Below are 17,979 nucleotides of genomic sequence, written 5' to 3' on the forward strand. Positions count from 1 at the left end.
GAGACTTGGCGGCACCCTTTGCTTGTTCAAAGGCAGTGTCGTCGCAAGTGATACCTGGAAACCATCGAGGTGGTCGATCCCGTGTTTTTAAGGGGACTTGTTCGACCAGAATTGACTTTCAGCTTGGTACTAACGCCGCGGATAGTAACGGATTGAAACAAGGAAGGGAAGTGTGCTAGCTGAAAAACTTCAATCAGGCACCGAGCAGGCCACGATAGACCAGTACGGTCAGGGATGCGGCCAGCGCACAGCCCAGGCCGTAAGCCGCGATTGTCAGGCGTAGGGACTGGCCGGCTTCGATCACCTTCATCACGTCGCGCATGTCACTGATCCTGCCTTCGCCCAGTTCGATGCACAGGCTGGTCGCGGTAAAGGCGGCCGATAGCAGGATGGCGCCGGCAAACAGCGCGCCGTCGGGTGAAGGCAACACTGCATTGATTCCCAAAGAGGTCGCGCATACCGCCAGCAACAGCACGGCGAATAACAGAATGCCTTTCATGGATGCTTTCACGGTTGCGTTGTCGGTGGGCAGTGTGGCGAGGCGGGACGGATTTGAAAAGTCCCTGGCCCTGCCTTGTCGGTAACATTTTCAGGCGGTGTGGGACCAAAAAGCTCCCTTGATATAACCATTGGAAGGGGACTTGTGCACATTAGTTGCGGAGTGTGTAACCGGTTTGTCAACCGTCCGCAAGGGGCTTCGTTAGCCTGTATTGGAAATTTAAGTCAATGAAAAATCTCGCTTTTTTTTATTGGTGAAAAAATCGTCAGTTTGACTGCGGCCCCCATTCCATGGGCCTTTGGGAGAGTTAAAGAGAGGTTGTCCACTGAGTTATCCACAGCTTCTGTGGATTGTCCCAAGCGCTTGCTCTAGAACGGGCCGGCAGGTTTTTTTCAGCTTTACCTGTACGAAAAAAAGAGTAGAGTGGCGCGCCCTCCGTTCTGTCCCACAGTGCTTTATGAAGTTTCGCTCAGTATCACCCACTGTTACCGATACCCCTCAAACTGTTACCGCACCCAAGCGCTTCTCCTTGAAGGTCGCTTTGTGGCTGCTCGATAGCCCGCGCCTGGGGCAGAGCACCAACATCAAGCACTTCGCTGGGCGCTTGCTCAAGCAGCCGGCCCGTGAAGGCGTGGTCGCCGCACAAAGCCGCCTGGGGCAATTGATGTGCCGTGAATGCGGCAACGCCCGCGACCGCCGCATCGGCCACGACCTGTTGCGCCTGGCGGCTCGTGCCGGTGACCGGCGTGCTCAACGCGAACTGGGTCAAGTCGAAGACTGAGCTGTCTTCCTGCCCTGTGCTTGGTTAACCTTGCTCTATTTCGGTGAAGGCAGAAATGGCTATGGTTTTTGACTGGACCAGTATTGCCTTGGGTCTTGCTGGTGCAGCAGTACCGTTATTGGCACTGTGCTGGCAGATTCAGCGGCGGCTGACGGCGCGCATGGCCGGCTGGGAATTGCTCGAAGAGCGCTTGGCGAACGCACAATTGGCCCAGGAAGGACTTGCCGCCCAGCTGGATGCCAGCCGTGATGAGGTCAGTGACCTGAGCCAGGCAAATGCCGCCAAGCAAGCGGAGCTGGCCGCCGTGCGCCGCGAAGTCGAGCTGTTGCAGATCGACCGTGATAATGCCCGCGACGCCGCTCACGCCTGGAACCTCGACCGCAATGCCAAGGACACCGAACTGCGCCGTCTCGACGCACTTTCGGCGGCGCTGCGTGCCGAGCTGCGTGAGCAACAAGACAGCCATCAACAACGCCTCGCGGATCTGCAAGGTTCGCGCGATGAACTGCGCGCGCAATTCGCTGAACTAGCCGGCAAGATTTTCGACGAGCGTGAACAGCGCTTTGCCGAAACCAGCCAGGAACGCCTTGGCCAATTACTCGACCCACTCAAGGAGCGCATCCAATCCTTTGAAAAGCGCGTGGAAGAAAGCTACCAGAACGAAGCCCGCGAACGCTTTTCCCTGGCTAAAGAGCTGGAGCGCCTGCAGCAACTGAACCTGCGCCTGTCGGACGAAGCCACCAACCTGACCCGTGCCCTCAAGGGCCAGAAAACCCAGGGCAACTGGGGCGAACTGATCCTGGAGCGCGTACTGGAACATGCAGGGCTGGAGAAGGGCCGCGAATACCAGACCCAGGTCAGCCTCAAAGGCCCGGATGGCGAGCGTTTCCAGCCGGACGTGCTGATCATGTTGCCTGGCGACAAACAGGTGGTGGTGGATTCCAAGGTCAGCCTGACCGCCTATCAACAGTATGTGGCGGCAGATGACGAGGTGATCCGCCAAGCGGCGTTGAAGCAGCATGTACTGTCCCTGCGCAATCACGTAAAAGGCTTGGCCGACAAGGACTACAAGCGCCTGGAAGGCTTGCACAGCCTGGATTTCGTGTTGCTGTTCGTGCCCATCGAGGCGGCATTTTCCGCCGCATTGCAGGCCGAACCGAACCTGTTCCAAGAGGCCTTCGACCGTCATATCGTAATTGTCAGCCCAACGACGCTCTTGGCCACCTTGCGCGTGATCGACAGCCTCTGGAAGCAGGAGCGCCAAAGCCAGAACGCACGGGAGATTGCCGAGCGTGCCGGTTGGCTCTACGACAAGTTCGTGCTGTTTATCCAGGACCTGGATGAAGTGGGCAACCGTCTGCAACAGTTGGATAAAGCGTACAGTGCGGCACGAAACAAGCTGACGGATGGACGAGGAAATCTGGTCAGCCGTACCGAGCAATTAAAACTGCTCGGCGCGCGAGCGAGTAAAAGCCTGCCGGCGGATTTGCTCGAGAGGGCGATGACCGATGCCGATGGTGTGGTGCATTTACCTGAGTAAGCGCACGGCCTCTGCCGCCTGATTACAGCGGCAGATGCCGGCTCAGCAGCGCCCGCAATGCCGCCGGCTTGACCGGCTTGGCCAGGTAATCCAAGCCTGCTGCATGCACCTCGGCCACCGTTTCTGGCCGCCCGTCGGCGCTGATCACGACTCCGGGGATGGGCTCTGCCATTTGCGCGCGCAGCCATCTCATCAGTTCGGTACCGGTTTCGCCGCGGTCCAGGTGGTAATCCACCAGCGCCAGTTGCGGGCGTACACCGTCCGCCAGAAGGGCCGCGCATTGCGCCTGGTCGGTGGCGGTCCACACTTCGCAACCCCATCGTGTCAGCAAGCTGCGCATGCCGATCAGGATGCTTTCTTCGTTGTCCACACACAGGACCTGCGCGCCGCTTAACGGTTGCCCATTGTCTTGCGTGGCCTTGAGCTGCGGGCTGGCCTGGGTGCGCGCCAGCGGCACGCGCACGCTGAATACGCTGCCCTTGCCCGGCCACGACCGCACACTCAGGGTATGGCCCAACACACGGCACAAGCCATCGGCAATCGCCAGGCCCAGGCCCAGGCCCTTTTCGGCACGTGTCTGATGGCTGTCGAGGCGCTTGAACTCTTCGAAGATCACCTTTTGCTTGTCCTGTGGAATGCCGGGGCCGCGGTCCCAGACTTCCAGGCACAGCTCGCCCTGGCGTCTGCGTACGCCCAGCAGCACTGGGCCGTCGGCGTAGCGGAACGCGTTGGTGAGAAAATTCTGCAGAATCCGCCGTAGCAGCTTGATGTCGCTGTCGACCCGCAACCGGCTGCCGCGCAGCCGGAAACGCAGGCCTTGTTCCTGGGCCAGCGCCTTGAATTCAGCGCCCAGGGTGTCGAAGAGTTCGTTGAGGACAAAGGGCTGGCGCTGCGGATTGATCTTGCCGTTTTCCAGGCGTGAGATATCCAGCAGGTCGCTGATCAAGTCCTCGGCGGAACGTAGCGAACTGTCCAGGTGTTGCACCAATTGCCGGGCTTCGGTGGACAGGCCCTCGTGCTGGTGGGAGAGGGCGGCGGAGAACAGTCGTGCCGCGTTCAGCGGCTGCATCAGGTCATGGCTCACCGCAGCCAGGAAGCGGGTCTTCGACTGGCTGGCGGATTCCGCCACACCCTTGGCGTCCGTAAGCGCGACATTGAGCTGCGATAACTCATGGGTGCGTTCGGTCACCCGTTGCTCCAGGCCCTCGTTGGCTTCGGTCAAGGCTTGTTCGGCTTCGCGGAATGCAGTGATGTCGGTGAAACTCATGACAAACCCGCCGCCGGGCATCGGGTTGCCGATCAGCTCGATCACCCGACCATTGGGGAACAGGCGTTCGGACGTATGCGCACGGCCCTGGCGCATCCAGTGCAGGCGTCGCGCCACATGCACTTCCGCTTCGCCGGGGCCGCACAGGCCACGTTCGGCGTTGTAGCGAATGATGTCGGCAATGGGCCGGCCGACGCTGATCAAGCCCTCGGGGTAATTGAACAGCTCCAGGTAACGGCGGTTCCAGGCCACCAGCTTCAGCGACTGGTCGACCACGCTGATGCCCTGGGTGATATTTTCAATCGCGCCTTGCAGCAATGCCCGGTTGAATTGCAAGACCTCGGAGGCTTCGTCAGCGATGCGTACGACGTCTTCCAGCTGCATTTCGCGGCCTTCAATCGCAGCCTTTACCACGGCGCGCGTCGAAGAGGCGCCGAGCACACCCGCCAACAGGCGTTCGGTATGAGCGATCCAGTCATTGTCGGCGTTCTGGTTAGGGTTGAAGCCTTTGCCCTGGCGATAGGCGAAGCGAATAAAACTTTGCTGGGCGCGTTCTTCACCGACAAAACGCGCAGCGAGGCTAAGCAGGTCGCTGATTTGCACCGACAACATGGAGCGAGCGCTGGCGCGCTGGTGGATTTCCTGACCAATAAATCGCCCGGCCTGCCAATGCTCGGAGACACGTGTGCGCGACAGCATCGAGACCCACACGAACAAGGTGAAGTTACCCGCCAGGGAAAACACGGTGCCCAGGGTCAGCGACGTGACGGACAAACCGAGCGGGTGGGAATGCATCCACGTCAGCCCTGGGAAAAGGCTGAGCGACCACCCCAGGCTCTTCGCGGTAACCGGTAGGACCAAGGTGTAAAACCACAGGAATGTGCCCGCTGCCAACCCGGCAAACACGCCCCGACGGTTGGCCTGCTTCCAGTACAGCGCGCCGAGCATCGCCGGGGCCAGTTGGGTGACGGCCGCAAAAGCGATCTGGCCGATGGTGGCCAGGCTCGCGGTGGAGCCGAGCAGGCGATAACTCACATAGGCCAGCAACAGGATCAGCACAATACTCACCCGACGTACCGACAGCATCCAATGACGGAACACTTCGAATGGCCGTTCGGCGCTGGAACGTCGCAGCAGCCATGGCAGCAGCATGTCGTTGGAGACCATCGTCGACAAGGCGATGCTGGCGACGATCACCATGCCGGTGGCGGCCGATGCACCGCCGATAAACGCCAGCACCGCAAGGGCCGGATGGGCTTCGGCCATGGGCAGGCTGATCACGTAGGAGTCTGGCAATACCGAGCCGGGCAACAGCATTTTGCCGCCCAGGGCGATGGGAATCACGAACAGTGCGGCGAGGATCAAGTAAGCCGGAAACACCCACTTGGCCAGGCGCAAATCCTGGGGGTCGATGTTTTCTACCACCGTCACATGGAACTGCCGTGGCAGGCAGATAATCGCCATCATGGCTACGCCGGTCTGCACCACCATCGACGGCCAGTTGATCGTCTCTTTCCAGTACTCCTCCAGGCGCGGGGCGAGTAGCGCCTGGCTGAACAGGTCGCCGAAACCGTCGTACAGGCCGTAGGTTACAAACGCGCCAACCGCGAGAAACGCGAAGAGCTTGACCAGGGATTCAAAGGCAATCGCCAGCACCATGCCACGGTGGTGCTCGGTGGCATCGAGGTTGCGCGTACCAAACACAATGGTAAACAGCGCCAGCACCAACGATACGACCAAGGCCGTGTCCTGGGCGCGAGTGCCTGTGGTGTCAGGGCCGGAGCCGATCAGCAGGTTCACACCCAGTACAATGCCTTTGAGTTGGAGGGCGATGTAGGGCAGTACACCGACCAGGCAAATCAGCGCGACAACCACGGCCAGGGATTGGGACTTGCCGTAGCGCGCGGCGATAAAGTCGGCAATGGAGGTGATGTTTTCCTGCTTGCTGATCAGAATCATCTTCTGCAGCACCCAGGGTGCCAGCACCAGCAATATCACTGGCCCCAGATAAATCGGTAAAAACGCCCACAATTGTTCGGCGGCCTGGCCTACGGCGCCGAAGAAGGTCCAGCTGGTGCAGTAAACGGCCAGCGACAGGCTGTACACCCAGGCACGCATGCGCGGCGGCAAAGGCGCGTGGCGGCGATCCCCGTAAAAAGCGATGGCAAACATAATGGCCATATAGGCCAGGGCAACGGCGGCGATCAGCCCGCTGGACAGCGTCATGGTAACTCCGAAACTGAGAACACCCGGGCATTCCAGGCCCGGCTGGACAGTCTCGCATGATGTTTGGGGTTAGTCAGTGTCGACCAAGGTCTGAGCGCGACTTGGTGTCGCGGGGTGGCAGGGTCTTCTGGCGCAGAATATAGATCGTTACCAGCACCGCGCTGGTCAGCATGAAGCCACGTGCCCAGGGCAAAGGGACGAGGTAGCAGGAAAAACCGATGCTCAGCCACATCAAGCCGATGGCGTAGACCTTGCCCTTGAGCGGAATGCCATTGCCGTCCAGGTAGTCACGAATCCATGGGCCCAGGCGCGGGTGTTCCACCAGCCACTGATAGAAACGCGGGGAGCTTCGGGCGAAGCAGGCGGCGGCGAGGAGCAGGAAGGGGGTGGTCGGCAACACCGGCAGGAAGATACCGATCACTCCCAGCGCTACGCTGAGCCAGCCGATGGCCAGCAGTGCGTAGCGCAGGAGCAGCGAGCGATTGCCCATGGGGGGCATGGGCAAATGACTCAGTGGTGACGTGGCTTGAGGATCGCCGGTTTTTCGTCAGGCGCGTTGCACAGCAGGTACAGGGCGGTCAGGGCTTCCGGGATCTGTACGATCATGTCGTCCATCAGGTTGGCGTCGGCGGCGATATCGGAAAACTCGGCTTCTTCTTCAAACAGCCCGGAACCGACCATGATCGGCAGCAGCATTTCGCTGACTTCTTCCTCGGCGGTCTCGAACCATGCGGCTTCGCGCAGGAACACGCCTTCCATGAACCCGATGCACCAGCCGCGCAGGTCGGAGTCATCCGGCTCATCGCCCAGGTCGAGGTCGCATGGCAGCTCGAACTCTTCGTCGGAGGCCAGTTGGCGGCTGATGTGGGCCTTGAGGGCGATCAGCGTGGATTCGATTTCCTCGCGTTGTGCGGCATCCTTGTAGTGCGGCTCTTCGGCGAACAGCGCGTCGATCCATTCACGGTCAGGCACGACATCGGCGCAGATCGACAGGGCGGTCAGGTAACCGTGGGCGGCCACGTAGTCCAGCGCCTCGTCATGCAGCTCATCGGCGTCGAGGAAGGCTTGCAGGCGGGTTAGTTGCTCAGCGAAGGACATTGAAGGACTACCTTGGGAATAAACGATGCTGAATTCTAGGCCTTCTTGAGCGCCCAGGCCAGCCGCAACGCCACATTTACCGGGTTTGGCTGCCGGGGTAGAGCGACGGGACTATTCGTCAGACGCCCCCTTTGCCGGATAACGCTCGGGTATACTGCCGCGTTTTGTGATGCCCCGCAGGCCAAGCGCCCCTCCGAGAAAACTTCGCTTACGGATTATTTTCCGTGAAATCGTCTTTTCTCGGCCAGCCTGTACAGAGGGATTTCGGCACTATTTTGGAGTTTTACATGCTCGAGCAGGCTCAACGCGTCCTCAAGGACATCTTCGGCTACGAAAGTTTTCGTGGCCGCCAGGGTGCGATCATTGAGCGCGTGGCCAGTGGCGGCGACGCCCTGGTGCTGATGCCTACCGGTGGCGGCAAATCATTGTGCTTCCAGGTGCCTGCCTTGTTGCGCAACGGCCTGGCGGTGGTGGTGTCGCCGTTGATCGCCTTGATGGATGACCAGGTCGCCACGCTCGAAGAACTCGGCGTCGCCGCCGCGTCCTTGAACTCCACCCTCAGCGCCGAACAGCAGCGCGACCTGGCGGCTCGTATCCGGCGTGGCGAAGTGAAGATGCTCTACCTGGCTCCCGAGCGGCTGGTGCAGCCGCGCATGCTGGCCTTCCTGCAGAGCCTGGAAATTGCCCTGTTCGCCATCGATGAAGCTCACTGCGTGTCGCAATGGGGTCATGATTTTCGCCGTGAATATTTGCAGCTGGGCCAATTGGCCGAGCTGTTCCCCGACGTGCCGCGTATCGCCCTGACCGCCACCGCCGACAAACGTACCCGCGAAGAAATCGTCGAGCGTCTGCACCTGCAGAACGCCGAGCGTTTCCTGTCGAGTTTCGATCGGCCGAATATTTTCTACCGCATCGTGCCCAAGGAGCAGCCGCGCAAGCAACTGCTGGCATTCCTGTCCGAACGGCGCAGCGATGCGGGCATTGTCTACTGCCTGTCGCGCAAAAAAGTCGATGAGGTGGCGGCGTTCCTGTGTGAGCAAGGCTACCCGGCGCTGCCGTACCACGCCGGCCTGCCCAACGATTTGCGGGCCTACCACCAGAAGCGCTTCCTCAACGAGGAAGGCCTGATCATGGTGGCAACCATCGCGTTCGGCATGGGCATCGACAAATCCAACGTGCGTTTCGTGGCTCATATGGACCTGCCCAAATCCCTCGAGGCGTATTACCAGGAAACCGGTCGTGCCGGCCGTGATGGCCTGCCGGCGGATGCCTGGATGGCCTACGGTCTGCAAGATGTGGTGATGCTCAAGCAGATGCTGCAGAACTCCGAAGGCGATGAGCGCCACAAGCGCCTGGAGCAGCACAAGCTCGACGCCATGCTGTCGCTGTGTGAAGAGACCCGCTGCCGCCGCCAGACGCTGCTCGCCTATTTCGACGAAGACATGCCGCAGCCGTGCGGCCATTGCGACAATTGCGTGGATGGGGTGCAGACCTGGGATGCCACCGAGCCGGCGCGTCAGGGTCTGTCCGCCATCTACCGTACCGGCCAGCGTTATGGCGTGGGCCATCTGGTGGATGTATTGCTGGGTAAGGACAACGAAAAGATACGCAGCTTCGGGCACGAGAAACTCTCGGTCTACGGTGTCGGCAAGGCGCGTGCCGAAGGCGAGTGGCGTTCGTTGTTTCGTCAGATGGTTGCGCGTGGGCTGGTGGATATCGACATTGAGGGTTTCGGCGGCCTGCGTTTGAACGACAGTTGCCGGCCTTTGCTCAAGGGCGAAGTGAGCCTGGAGCTCCGCCGCGACCTCAAGCCGCAGGCCACCGCCAAGAGCAGTACCAGCCAGGCCAGCCAACTGGTGCGTGGCGAGGAGCGCGAGCAATGGGAAGCCTTGCGTACCCTGCGCCGCAAACTGGCGCAGGAACACAGCGTGCCGCCTTATGTCATTTTCCCCGACTCCACGTTGCTGGAAATGCTGCGTGAGCAACCCACCACCCTGGCCGAAATGGCCAGGGTCAGCGGCGTCGGTGCGCGCAAGCTGGAACGTTATGGCCAGGCTTTCCTGGAAGTGCTCGGTGGCGAGGCCGAAGCGCCGAAGGAAGTCACCGATATTCGCCATGAGCTGATCAGCCTTGCCCGTGCCGGGATGACCCCGATTCAGATCGCCGGGCAGTTGCAGTGTTCGGAAAAGAACGTCTATACCTTGCTCGCCGAGTCCATTGGCAAGCAGCAATTGTCGTTGGAGCAGGCCCTTGATTTGCCGGAAGATTTGCTCGGTGAAATCCAGGATGCGTTCCTGGACGGTGAAGGCGAGTTGCCATCGGTTGCTGAAATTGCGCCGCTGTTTATCGGGCGTGTACCGGACGGTGTTCTGTACTGTGTGCGTGCCGCTTTGCAGTCTGAATTCGAGATTTAGTGTGCCAATTGCGACAATGTAACGAATCAGTACATAGCGAGGCTTGCCTACTGGCATGGCTCATGCTTAGCTGACTAATAATTAGCCACACTTTATTTTCAGTCTAAATCATGAGTTTTTTATGCCGTTAACCGATCAACACCGTTTTGGCATGCAGTTGGCGCAAATGTCCCGAGGTTGGCGCGCCGAACTGGACCGTCGCCTGGCGGGGCTGGGCTTGTCCCAGGCGCGTTGGCTGGTGCTGTTGCACCTGGCCCGTTTTGAAGAAGCTCCCACCCAGCGTGAGCTGGCACAGAGCGTCGGGGTAGAAGGACCGACCCTGGCGCGCCTGCTCGACAGCCTGGAAAGCCAGGGTCTGGTCCAGCGCCAGGCGGTGCTGGAAGACCGCCGCGCCAAGCGCATCTTGTTGTGCGATAGCGCCCGGCCGCTGATCGATCAGATCGAAACCATCGCCACGGCCTTGCGCCATGAACTGTTTGTGGGCGTGGATGAAGAGGACATGCGCGTGTGCATGCGTGTACATGGGCACATCCTGGCGAACCTGGAAAAGTCCTGACCCGGCTGTAGTGAGCGGGCTTGCTCTATGCCAGTCAGTTAAGCGATAGAACGGACGATGAATAACTTGTGGGAGGGGGCTTGCTCCCGATGAGGGTGTGCCAGTCAGCAGTTTATCGACTGACCCACCGCTATCGGGAGCAAGCCCCCTCCCACAGTGACAGCGTTAAGCCTTAACTGACTGGCTTAGGGTGTAAGCCCGCTCACTACACAGCTAGAAGGTCTGCCCAAGGTTCAGGTATACCGCCTGCTGCTTGTCATCATTGAACCCATAGCTGAAATTCAGCGGCCCCAGCGGTGTATCAAACCCGAGGAAAACGCTCGCGGCGTTGATGTATCCGCTGTCGAACTGGTTGTCGTTGTTCCACGCCCGCCCGCGTTCCACTGACGCGCCGAGGTACAGCGGGAAGTCCAGCGGCAGGTACGAACGCGGCGTCAGGCGGCGGAAGTACACTGCCCGCATCAGGGCGATGTTCTGGCCCGAGATAGCGTCCTCGCGAAAGCCCGACAGTTGTCGTGCGCCACCGAGCAGGAAGCTGGAAATCACTACATCGGATTTATCCAGGGTGCGTCCATAACGCCCACCCAGTATCAGCGTGTCCGGGCCATGGCTCATGGCTTTGTCCAGCTTGAATTCCCATTGGCGGTAGCGTTGGTCCGAGCCCAGGCCGGGCTCGAATTCGCGGATGGCCAGGCCGATGTCTTCGCCGGAGTGGGGGAAGTACACGTTATCCAGGGAGTCGAACGAGTACTTCAGTTCATAGAAGCCTTCACTGAAACTTACGCTCGGCAGGTCCCGGTCACCGATGCGCACATCCGCCTTGCCCCAGGCTTCCCCGACGCCGAAGCGGATCTCGCCGCTGTTGCCGATCTGCCGCCCTACGTTCAGGCCGAAACCGTAACGCTCCAGGCGATATTCGGAGATGGGGTCGTTGTCCAGAATCAGTTCAACGTTCTGCGCCTGGGCCCTGACATAAGGCGCGATGAAATAGCGTGAGCCGGTGTCCATTGGCTGGTAGAACTCGCTGTACAGCTCTTGGCGATCGCCGATTTGTACCCGTGTCAGCCATTCGGCGCCAAGCCGGTTGATGCCATTCATGCGGTAGCTGGCGCCGAGGTTGAAGGCACTGTCACCGCGCAGGTCATCCGACAGGTTCAAGCCCAGGCGCAGGTAGTCGGTGCCGCTGCGCTTGCCCCGTGCGCTGATCACCAGGGTGTTGTCGTGACCTTTCTTGACCACGCGGTACTGCACCTGCTCGAAGTAGTCCAGGCCGTACAAAGTGCCCATGTCCGCTTGCAGGCGACCCAGGTTCAGCGGTTCACCCAAGGCTTGGCGGATGTAGTAGCGAATCACGTCATCGCTGATTTTCGAGTCGTTCTCCACTTGGATCGCGGTGATGATCGGCGTGCGTTCGCCCGGTGTGCGGGCACTCACCAGTTGCGGGTCCACGGGGGCTGCGGGGCGCAGGTGGGCCAGGCGGACGTCGAGGGCACGAGTGGCGCGGTAGCCGGCATCGATCATGTCCCTGGCACGACCGAAATCCGTCACCCCGTAGGCCGCCAGCGGCGGCTGGATCAGTACATCCTTGGGATGCAGGGCCTTGAGTTGCTCTTCGGAGTTTCGCCGAGTCATCAGGGTGATGGATTGGTTGAGTACATCTACCACCGTCGCCAGTTGCTTGCGTGAGCGTAGCGGGGTGCCAATGTCCACCACGATGGCAATGTCGACGCCCATTTCTCGCGCCACATCCAGCGGGATGTTGTCGGTCATGCCGCCGTCCACCAGCAGCCGGCCGTCCAGTTCCACGGGGGCGAACACCGCAGGGATCGACATGCTGGCGCGTATCACCTGAGGCAGGTGGCCTTTGTTGAACACCACTTTCTCGCCAGTGGTGATGTCGGTGGCCACGGCGCGGAAAGGGATGGGCAGTTTGTCGAAGTTGCGGATGTTGCTGGTGTGGGCAAACATGCTTTCCAGCAACAACGCCAGGTTCTGGCCCTGGATCACGCCCAGTGGCAGGCCAAGGCTGCCGTCGTCGCGAAAACTGAGCTTCTGCTTGACCAGGAAGTCGCGATCATCCTGTTTACGGCGAAACGGCACATCTTCCCGTGGGGGTGCATCGGACAGTGCCTGTTGCCAATCGATATCGAGCGCGAGCTTTTCCAGCTCATCGATTTTATAGCCTGATGCGTAAAGCCCACCAATCACTGCGCCCATGCTGGTGCCGGCAATCGCATCGATCTGGATCCCTTGTTCCTCCAGTGCCTTGAGCACGCCGATATGCGCCAGACCACGGGCGGCACCGCCGGACAACACCAGGCCGATCTTGGGGCGGGGCGTCTCAACGGCGTTGGCGAGGAGGGGGAGCAAGCACAGAAACAGACAAGACAGCAGGCGGCGCATCATGAATCTCAAGGCTGGGCGATAAAGGTCGGTATTATAGCCACTCGATCTTCCGAGCCCGTTACGTCAGGAACCTCTCAAATTATGTCTGCAAGCAAACCCGAGATCGTCATCACCTATTGCACCCAGTGTCAGTGGCTGTTGCGCGCGGCATGGCTGGCCCAGGAGTTGTTGAGCACCTTTGCCGACGACCTGGGGCGCGTGGTGCTGGAGCCGGCCACCGGCGGCGTTTTTCGCATCACCTGTGAGGGCGTGCAGATCTGGGAGCGCAAGGTGGATGGCGGCTTCCCGGAGGCCAAGGTACTCAAGCAGCGCGTACGCGACCAGATCGACCCACAGCGCGACCTGGGCCATAACGATCGGGCATCCTGAATAACGAGGTCACCGCCACCTACGAACGGTGACCCGGCGTGGCGCTGCTATTTGGCAGCCATTTTGTTCTTGATGAAACCGATGATAAACGTCAGCACCAGGCCGCCGAAGCCACTCCCGACGATGTTGCTGCCGAGCGCCGCAACGTTCAGCGCGTCGCCCGCCGGTGCGCCAAGCAGCCAGGAGAGCAACTGGCCGAGTACCAGCCCGCCCAAGCCGCCAACCATTGAGTTGAGCCCGGTACTGCCGAGGCTCTGGTGGGTCATGCCGGCCAGGTTGCCGCCGATGGCACCGCTGATGATCTGAACCAATAAACTGATGAACATTTCCATGGTGAAACCCCTGCATCGCGTAAAGGGAGTGACCACTCGCGTGCAGCAACTTCAGAAACGGCCATGGCTGTCGTCGAGGTGTCTTTTATCCGTTGAACGACTACCGACTGTTGCGGATGTTTGAAGTATAGATCAGGCCGTAGCCGCGGGCTGCTTGGCCTGGCTGGCGCTGCCCATCAAGCCGGAGAGCACGATGGCGGCGATGATCAGCGCACCGCCCAGCAGCATGCGCAGCGTTGGGGTCTCGGCAAACAGCAACCAGGCCACGGTGATGCCGTAGACCGGCTCCATGGCGAATACCACCGAGGCGGTGCGCGCCTTGATGACGGCGAGGCTGGCGACGAACAGGCTGTGGGCCAGGCCGGTACAGAACACGCCCAGCAGTCCGATCCAGAGCCAGTCGATGGCTCGCACATCCGCCAGCCCTGGCGCGGCCACGGGCAACAGGCAGGCGGCTACCACCATGTTTTGGCACAGCGCCGCCTGTACCGCAGGAATCCGCCCGGAACTGGCGCGGTTGTTCAGTGACAACAGGGAAAACAGCAGGCCGGAGGCAATGCCCCACAGCAACCCGCCGGTGGCTTCGCTGGCGAGGTTGAAGTCCGGCGTCACCAGCACCAGGCCAACGCTGACCAGCGCGACCAGCAGCCATTCACTGGGGCGAATGCGCTCGCGGAAGATCAACCCTTCGAGGATCACTGTAAACGCCGGGAATGCGGTAAACCCCAGGGTCGCCACGGCGACCCCCGCCACCTTGACCGCCATGAAAAAGGTCACCCAATGCGCCGCCAGCAGCACGCCGCTGACCAGCAAGCGACGCCAGTCGCGCAGCTCCAGGCTTTTCCAGGCCGTGTTGCTGGCAAGCCGCGCGAAGAGGGCCAGGGCGATCACGGCAAACACGGCACGGCCAAACACGATGATGGCCGGCGAGGCGGCCGCCAGTTTGCCGAAAACACCGGTGAGGCCAAACATCAATGCGCCAATATGCAGGGCGCCAAGGGCTGAGCGGGGAGTCATTGCGATCCTTTGAACCGACGGGTAACAGAAACGCAGTCTAGAGGGTTGCCCAGGGGGGCGTCTGTCGTGCGGCTCGCGATTTTTATCGCAAGGCTCTTCCCTAGGATGAGCGACGCAACCTGCCGGGCGATGCGCCGAACTCCCGCAGCATCGCGGCGGCAAACGCACTTTGTGAGCTGTAGCCGACGCAATCAGCGATTTCTCCGATAGGCAGCACGGTCTCGCGCAGCAGCTTCAACGCCTTCTGCAGGCGGCGGGTGCGAATGTAGTCCATCGGCGTCTGCCCGCATTCGGCCATGAAGCGCGCATGCAGGCGCGCCACCGACAGCTCGGCAATTCGCGCAAGGTCCGCCACTTGCAGGGGATGCGCGACGTGCCGCTCGATATGCGCATTGAACGCTGCATACGGCAGGCGCCGGCCAGGCAAGGGCTGGGCCTGCGGATGATTGAGGCTGGCGAGCAGCAACACGGCGCCTTGCTGGACAATCAACGGGTCGTCCACCGGGCTGTGGGCCAGCCATTGCACCAACTGGTTTTGCCGGGCATCCAGCGCCAGGCGCGTCGGCTGATCCAGCAGGCGGCGACTGGCATCGGCGTGTTCGCCCAGAGATTGCAGCAGCCAGTGCTCAGTCGGCACATCCAGCACCAGGCAGCGGCTGCCGTCGCGACTGCCGCAGGCATGATGGGCGTTGAAGGGCAGCACCATCACGCTGCTTTCGTGCACCTGGCTGCCACGGCCATCCACCTCCAGGTCCAAATGCCCGGACAGACCGAACACCAATTGCGCATGGCCATGGCTGTGGGCGAGGGGGGCTTCGACGTAGTGGCGCAGCGTGAGGGACGGTCTCATCGCGGTCTCCAGAGCAACAAGTGCGCAGTCTACAACGCTTCGCAGGTGCCCGGCGCTGTCATCGCACTGACGCAAAGCTGTCATGGGCTATTAATCGCGAGGGCGCAAGCTCGCGAAAACACCGTCGAGGGATGCCCATGACCAGTGCCGAGTTCGCCAGACCCAGCCGCAAACAACGGGTTCGTACCCTATGGATTTCCGACGTGCATCTGGGCACCCGGGATTGCCAGGCCGAACACCTGTCGCAGTTCCTCAAGGGGTACCACGCCGATAAGGTGTACCTGGTCGGCGACATCATCGACGGCTGGAAGATGCGCGGCGGCATGTATTGGCCCCAGGCCCATACCAATGTGATCCGGCGCCTGCTGACCATGGCCAAGCGCGGCACCGAGGTGATTTACGTCACCGGCAACCACGACGAATTCCTGCGCCGCTATTCCAAGCTGATCCTGGGCAATATCCAACTGGTGGATGAAGCGGTGCATGTCACCGCTGATGGCCGCCATCTGCTGGTGATCCACGGCGATCAGTTTGACGTGATCACCCGTTACCACCGCTGGCTGGCGTTCCTCGGCGACTCGGCCTACGAATTTACCCTGACCCTGAACCGCTGGCTCAACCACTGGCGCGCGCGGTATGGCTATGGCTACTGGTCGCTGTCGGCGTACCTCAAGCATAAGGTCAAGACGGCGGTGAGTTTTATCAGCGATTTCGAAGAAGCGATTGCCCACGAAGTGACCCGGCGCGAGCTGCATGGCGTGGTGTGCGGGCATATTCATCATGCCGAAATTCGCAAGGTGGGCGAGGTGGACTACCTCAACTGCGGGGACTGGGTAGAGTCGTGTACGGCGTTGATCGAGCACTGGGATGGGAGTATCGAGTTGTACCGCTTGGCGGATGCGCAGGCGAAAGAGGCGCAGCTCAAAGCCGAGATGGTTGCCGGCTAGTGTTCGACCCAGTCCGAATGTGGGAGGGGGCTTGCCCCCGATAGCTCTGTGTCAGTCAGCACTTCAGTTGCTGAAAGACCGCCATCGGGAGCAAGCCCCCTCCCACATTTTCAGTCCAGGTTTCTTCAGTTGGAAACGTCGGCGATGGCCAGGGCCAACAGGGTCAGCCGCTTGGCATCAATCCCTGCAACGCTGGCACGCCCTGAACTCACCATGTACACGCTGTGCTTCTCGCGCAGTTGTTTCACCTGTTCGGCATTCAAACCGGTATAGGAAAACATCCCGCGCTGCGCGCCGATATGCGCAAACCGCTCGGCCAAGCCATGGGGCGCCAATGCCTCGACCAAGCCCGCGCGCAAATGGGCAATCCGCGAGCGCATGGCTTCGACTTCGTCGCTCCACACCTTTTTAAGTTCAGCGTCACCCAGGATGGTCGCGACCACTGCCGCACCATGATCCGGCGGCGTCGACCATAGGTTGCGTGCGATATTCGCCAGTTGGCTGCGCACATCCGTGAGTTTCTCGGCGTCTGCCGTGCACACGATCAAGGCGCCGACACGGTCGCGATACAGGCCGAAGTTCTTCGAGCAGGAACTGGTGATCAGTACCTCAGGCAGCTCGGCGGTAAACAGCCGCACTGCCCAGGCGTCCTGCTCCAGGCCGTCGCCGAAGCCCTGGTAGGCGAAGTCGATCAGTGGCAGCAAGTGGCGCTCGCGCACGATCTGCAGCACCTGGCGCCAATCCTCCTGGGACAGGTCGAACCCGGTCGGGTTATGGCAGCAGGCGTGCAGCAGCACGACGTCGCCCTTGGGCACAGTCGACAGGGTGGCGAGCATCGCCTGCACATCCAGGCGATTGTCAGTGCCCACATAGGGGTAATGGCTGACCTTGATCCCGGCCTTGGCGAAGATCGTTTCGTGGATCGGCCAGGTCGGGTTGCTCAGCCATACGCCGCGACCGGGCAGGCTGTGGGCGATAAAGTCGGCGCTCAAGCGCAGGGCACCGGTGCCACCTGGGGTCTGGGTGGCGCCGGCGCGGCGTTCGCGGATCAGCGGGGAATCGGCGCCCAGCACCAGCTCGCTGATCAGGCTGCCGAACGCAGGGTTGCCGTGCCCGCCGATGTAGGTCTTGGTGGTCTGCGTGTCCACCAGGCGTTGCTCGGCCAGCTTGACCGAATGAGGGATCGGCGTCAGGCCCTGGTCGTCCTTATAGACGCCCACGCCCAGGTCGAACTTGTTCGGGTGGGTGTCCTGGGCGTACAGGTCCATCAGTCCGAGGATCGGGTCGCCGGGCACGCGGCCAATGGCATCGAAGTGCATTACTTGCGGCCCTCGGCAGTCTTGGCCACTTCGTCAGTGCGTGCGGCCATGATGAAGTCGTTGCGGTGCAGGCCCTTGATGGAGTGGCTCCACCAGGTCACGGTGACTTTGCCCCACTCGGTGAGCAAGCCTGGGTGATGGCCTTCGGCTTCGGAGATTTCACCCATGGCATTGGTGAAGGCGAGGGCGAACTTGAAGTTCTTGAACAGGAAAACCTTTTCCAGCTGCATCACACCGTCGCGGACTTCGATGTTCCAGTCGGGGATCTGCTTGATCAGTACCGGCAGCTCTTCATCGCTGACTTGCGGGGCGTCGGCGCGGCAGGCTTCGCAGTGGGCTTGGTTCAAGTTGGTCATGG

General features: G+C 61.0%; 16 protein-coding genes. 6 read left to right on the forward strand and 10 right to left on the reverse strand.

The genetic code is table 11. From position 1 onward, the window contains the following. Positions 1 to 193: 193 nt before the first annotated feature. The gene (locus JBE38_RS01425; protein ID WP_104994444.1) at positions 194 to 499 is read right to left on the reverse strand and encodes a hypothetical protein; all 306 of its coding nucleotides are present in this window, start codon (positions 497 to 499) and stop codon (positions 194 to 196) included. A gap of 457 nt (positions 500 to 956) precedes the next feature. Between JBE38_RS01425 and JBE38_RS01430 the strand changes: the two genes are divergently transcribed. Next, on the forward strand, positions 957 to 1,280 hold the full coding sequence (locus tag JBE38_RS01430) for a hypothetical protein (protein ID WP_060756072.1): 324 nt from the start codon (positions 957 to 959) through the stop codon (positions 1,278 to 1,280). A gap of 61 nt (positions 1,281 to 1,341) precedes the next feature. Next, the gene (gene rmuC / locus JBE38_RS01435) at positions 1,342 to 2,820 is read left to right on the forward strand and encodes a DNA recombination protein RmuC (RefSeq protein WP_104994443.1); all 1,479 of its coding nucleotides are present in this window, start codon (positions 1,342 to 1,344) and stop codon (positions 2,818 to 2,820) included. A 22-nt stretch (positions 2,821 to 2,842) separates the two neighbouring features. On the opposite strand, the gene JBE38_RS01440 is transcribed toward rmuC, so the two are convergent. From JBE38_RS01440 to JBE38_RS01450, 3 genes are all read right to left on the reverse strand, one after another. Continuing rightward, positions 2,843 to 6,313, reverse strand: coding sequence for a hybrid sensor histidine kinase/response regulator (locus JBE38_RS01440; RefSeq protein WP_205343401.1), 3,471 nt, complete (start codon positions 6,311 to 6,313; stop codon positions 2,843 to 2,845). 73 nt (positions 6,314 to 6,386) lie between these two features. After that, the gene (locus JBE38_RS01445; RefSeq protein WP_174554033.1) at positions 6,387 to 6,812 is read right to left on the reverse strand and encodes a YbaN family protein; all 426 of its coding nucleotides are present in this window, start codon (positions 6,810 to 6,812) and stop codon (positions 6,387 to 6,389) included. Between the two features lie 11 nt (positions 6,813 to 6,823). Next, entirely contained in the window at positions 6,824 to 7,411 is a 588-nt protein-coding gene (locus tag JBE38_RS01450; RefSeq protein WP_090369491.1) for a UPF0149 family protein, read from the reverse strand. A gap of 287 nt (positions 7,412 to 7,698) precedes the next feature. On the opposite strand from JBE38_RS01450, the gene recQ reads away from it, so the two are divergent. Beyond that, entirely contained in the window at positions 7,699 to 9,825 is a 2,127-nt protein-coding gene (gene recQ / locus JBE38_RS01455; protein WP_205343402.1) for a DNA helicase RecQ, read from the forward strand. A gap of 121 nt (positions 9,826 to 9,946) precedes the next feature. Beyond that, on the forward strand, positions 9,947 to 10,381 hold the full coding sequence (locus JBE38_RS01460; protein ID WP_060756066.1) for a MarR family transcriptional regulator: 435 nt from the start codon (positions 9,947 to 9,949) through the stop codon (positions 10,379 to 10,381). Between the two features lie 213 nt (positions 10,382 to 10,594). Here the strand turns inward: JBE38_RS01460 and JBE38_RS01465 are convergent, their stop codons facing one another. Next, entirely contained in the window at positions 10,595 to 12,784 is a 2,190-nt protein-coding gene (locus JBE38_RS01465) for a patatin-like phospholipase family protein (protein WP_060756065.1), read from the reverse strand. An 84-nt stretch (positions 12,785 to 12,868) separates the two neighbouring features. Between JBE38_RS01465 and JBE38_RS01470 the strand changes: the two genes are divergently transcribed. Further along, entirely contained in the window at positions 12,869 to 13,156 is a 288-nt protein-coding gene (locus tag JBE38_RS01470; protein WP_060756064.1) for a SelT/SelW/SelH family protein, read from the forward strand. 47 nt (positions 13,157 to 13,203) lie between these two features. Here the strand turns inward: JBE38_RS01470 and JBE38_RS01475 are convergent, their stop codons facing one another. The 3 genes from JBE38_RS01475 to JBE38_RS01485 form a co-directional block, all read right to left on the reverse strand. Continuing rightward, a complete protein-coding gene (locus JBE38_RS01475) occupies positions 13,204 to 13,488 on the reverse strand; it encodes a hypothetical protein (RefSeq protein WP_060756063.1) in 285 nt (94 codons plus the stop codon). Positions 13,489 to 13,620: 132 nt separating this feature from the next. Beyond that, entirely contained in the window at positions 13,621 to 14,505 is an 885-nt protein-coding gene (locus tag JBE38_RS01480; protein WP_060756062.1) for a DMT family transporter, read from the reverse strand. A gap of 100 nt (positions 14,506 to 14,605) precedes the next feature. Then, entirely contained in the window at positions 14,606 to 15,355 is a 750-nt protein-coding gene (locus JBE38_RS01485) for a helix-turn-helix transcriptional regulator (RefSeq protein WP_205343403.1), read from the reverse strand. A 137-nt stretch (positions 15,356 to 15,492) separates the two neighbouring features. Here JBE38_RS01485 and JBE38_RS01490 point away from each other — a divergent pair, with 137 nt between their 5' ends. Beyond that, positions 15,493 to 16,302, forward strand: coding sequence for a UDP-2,3-diacylglucosamine diphosphatase (locus tag JBE38_RS01490; RefSeq protein ID WP_060756060.1), 810 nt, complete (start codon positions 15,493 to 15,495; stop codon positions 16,300 to 16,302). Positions 16,303 to 16,427: 125 nt separating this feature from the next. On the opposite strand, the gene JBE38_RS01495 is transcribed toward JBE38_RS01490, so the two are convergent. Continuing rightward, positions 16,428 to 17,621, reverse strand: coding sequence for an amino acid aminotransferase (locus tag JBE38_RS01495; protein ID WP_205343404.1), 1,194 nt, complete (start codon positions 17,619 to 17,621; stop codon positions 16,428 to 16,430). Next, a complete protein-coding gene (locus JBE38_RS01500; RefSeq protein ID WP_060756058.1) occupies positions 17,621 to 17,977 on the reverse strand; it encodes a 4a-hydroxytetrahydrobiopterin dehydratase in 357 nt (118 codons plus the stop codon). The genes JBE38_RS01495 and JBE38_RS01500 overlap by 1 nt, the downstream gene beginning before the upstream one ends. Positions 17,978 to 17,979: the final 2 nt, after the last annotated feature.

Origin of the sequence: Pseudomonas sp. ICBG1301, from assembly GCF_016918385.1 — a bacterium.
Lineage (GTDB): Bacteria > Pseudomonadota > Gammaproteobacteria > Pseudomonadales > Pseudomonadaceae > Aquipseudomonas > Aquipseudomonas palleroniana.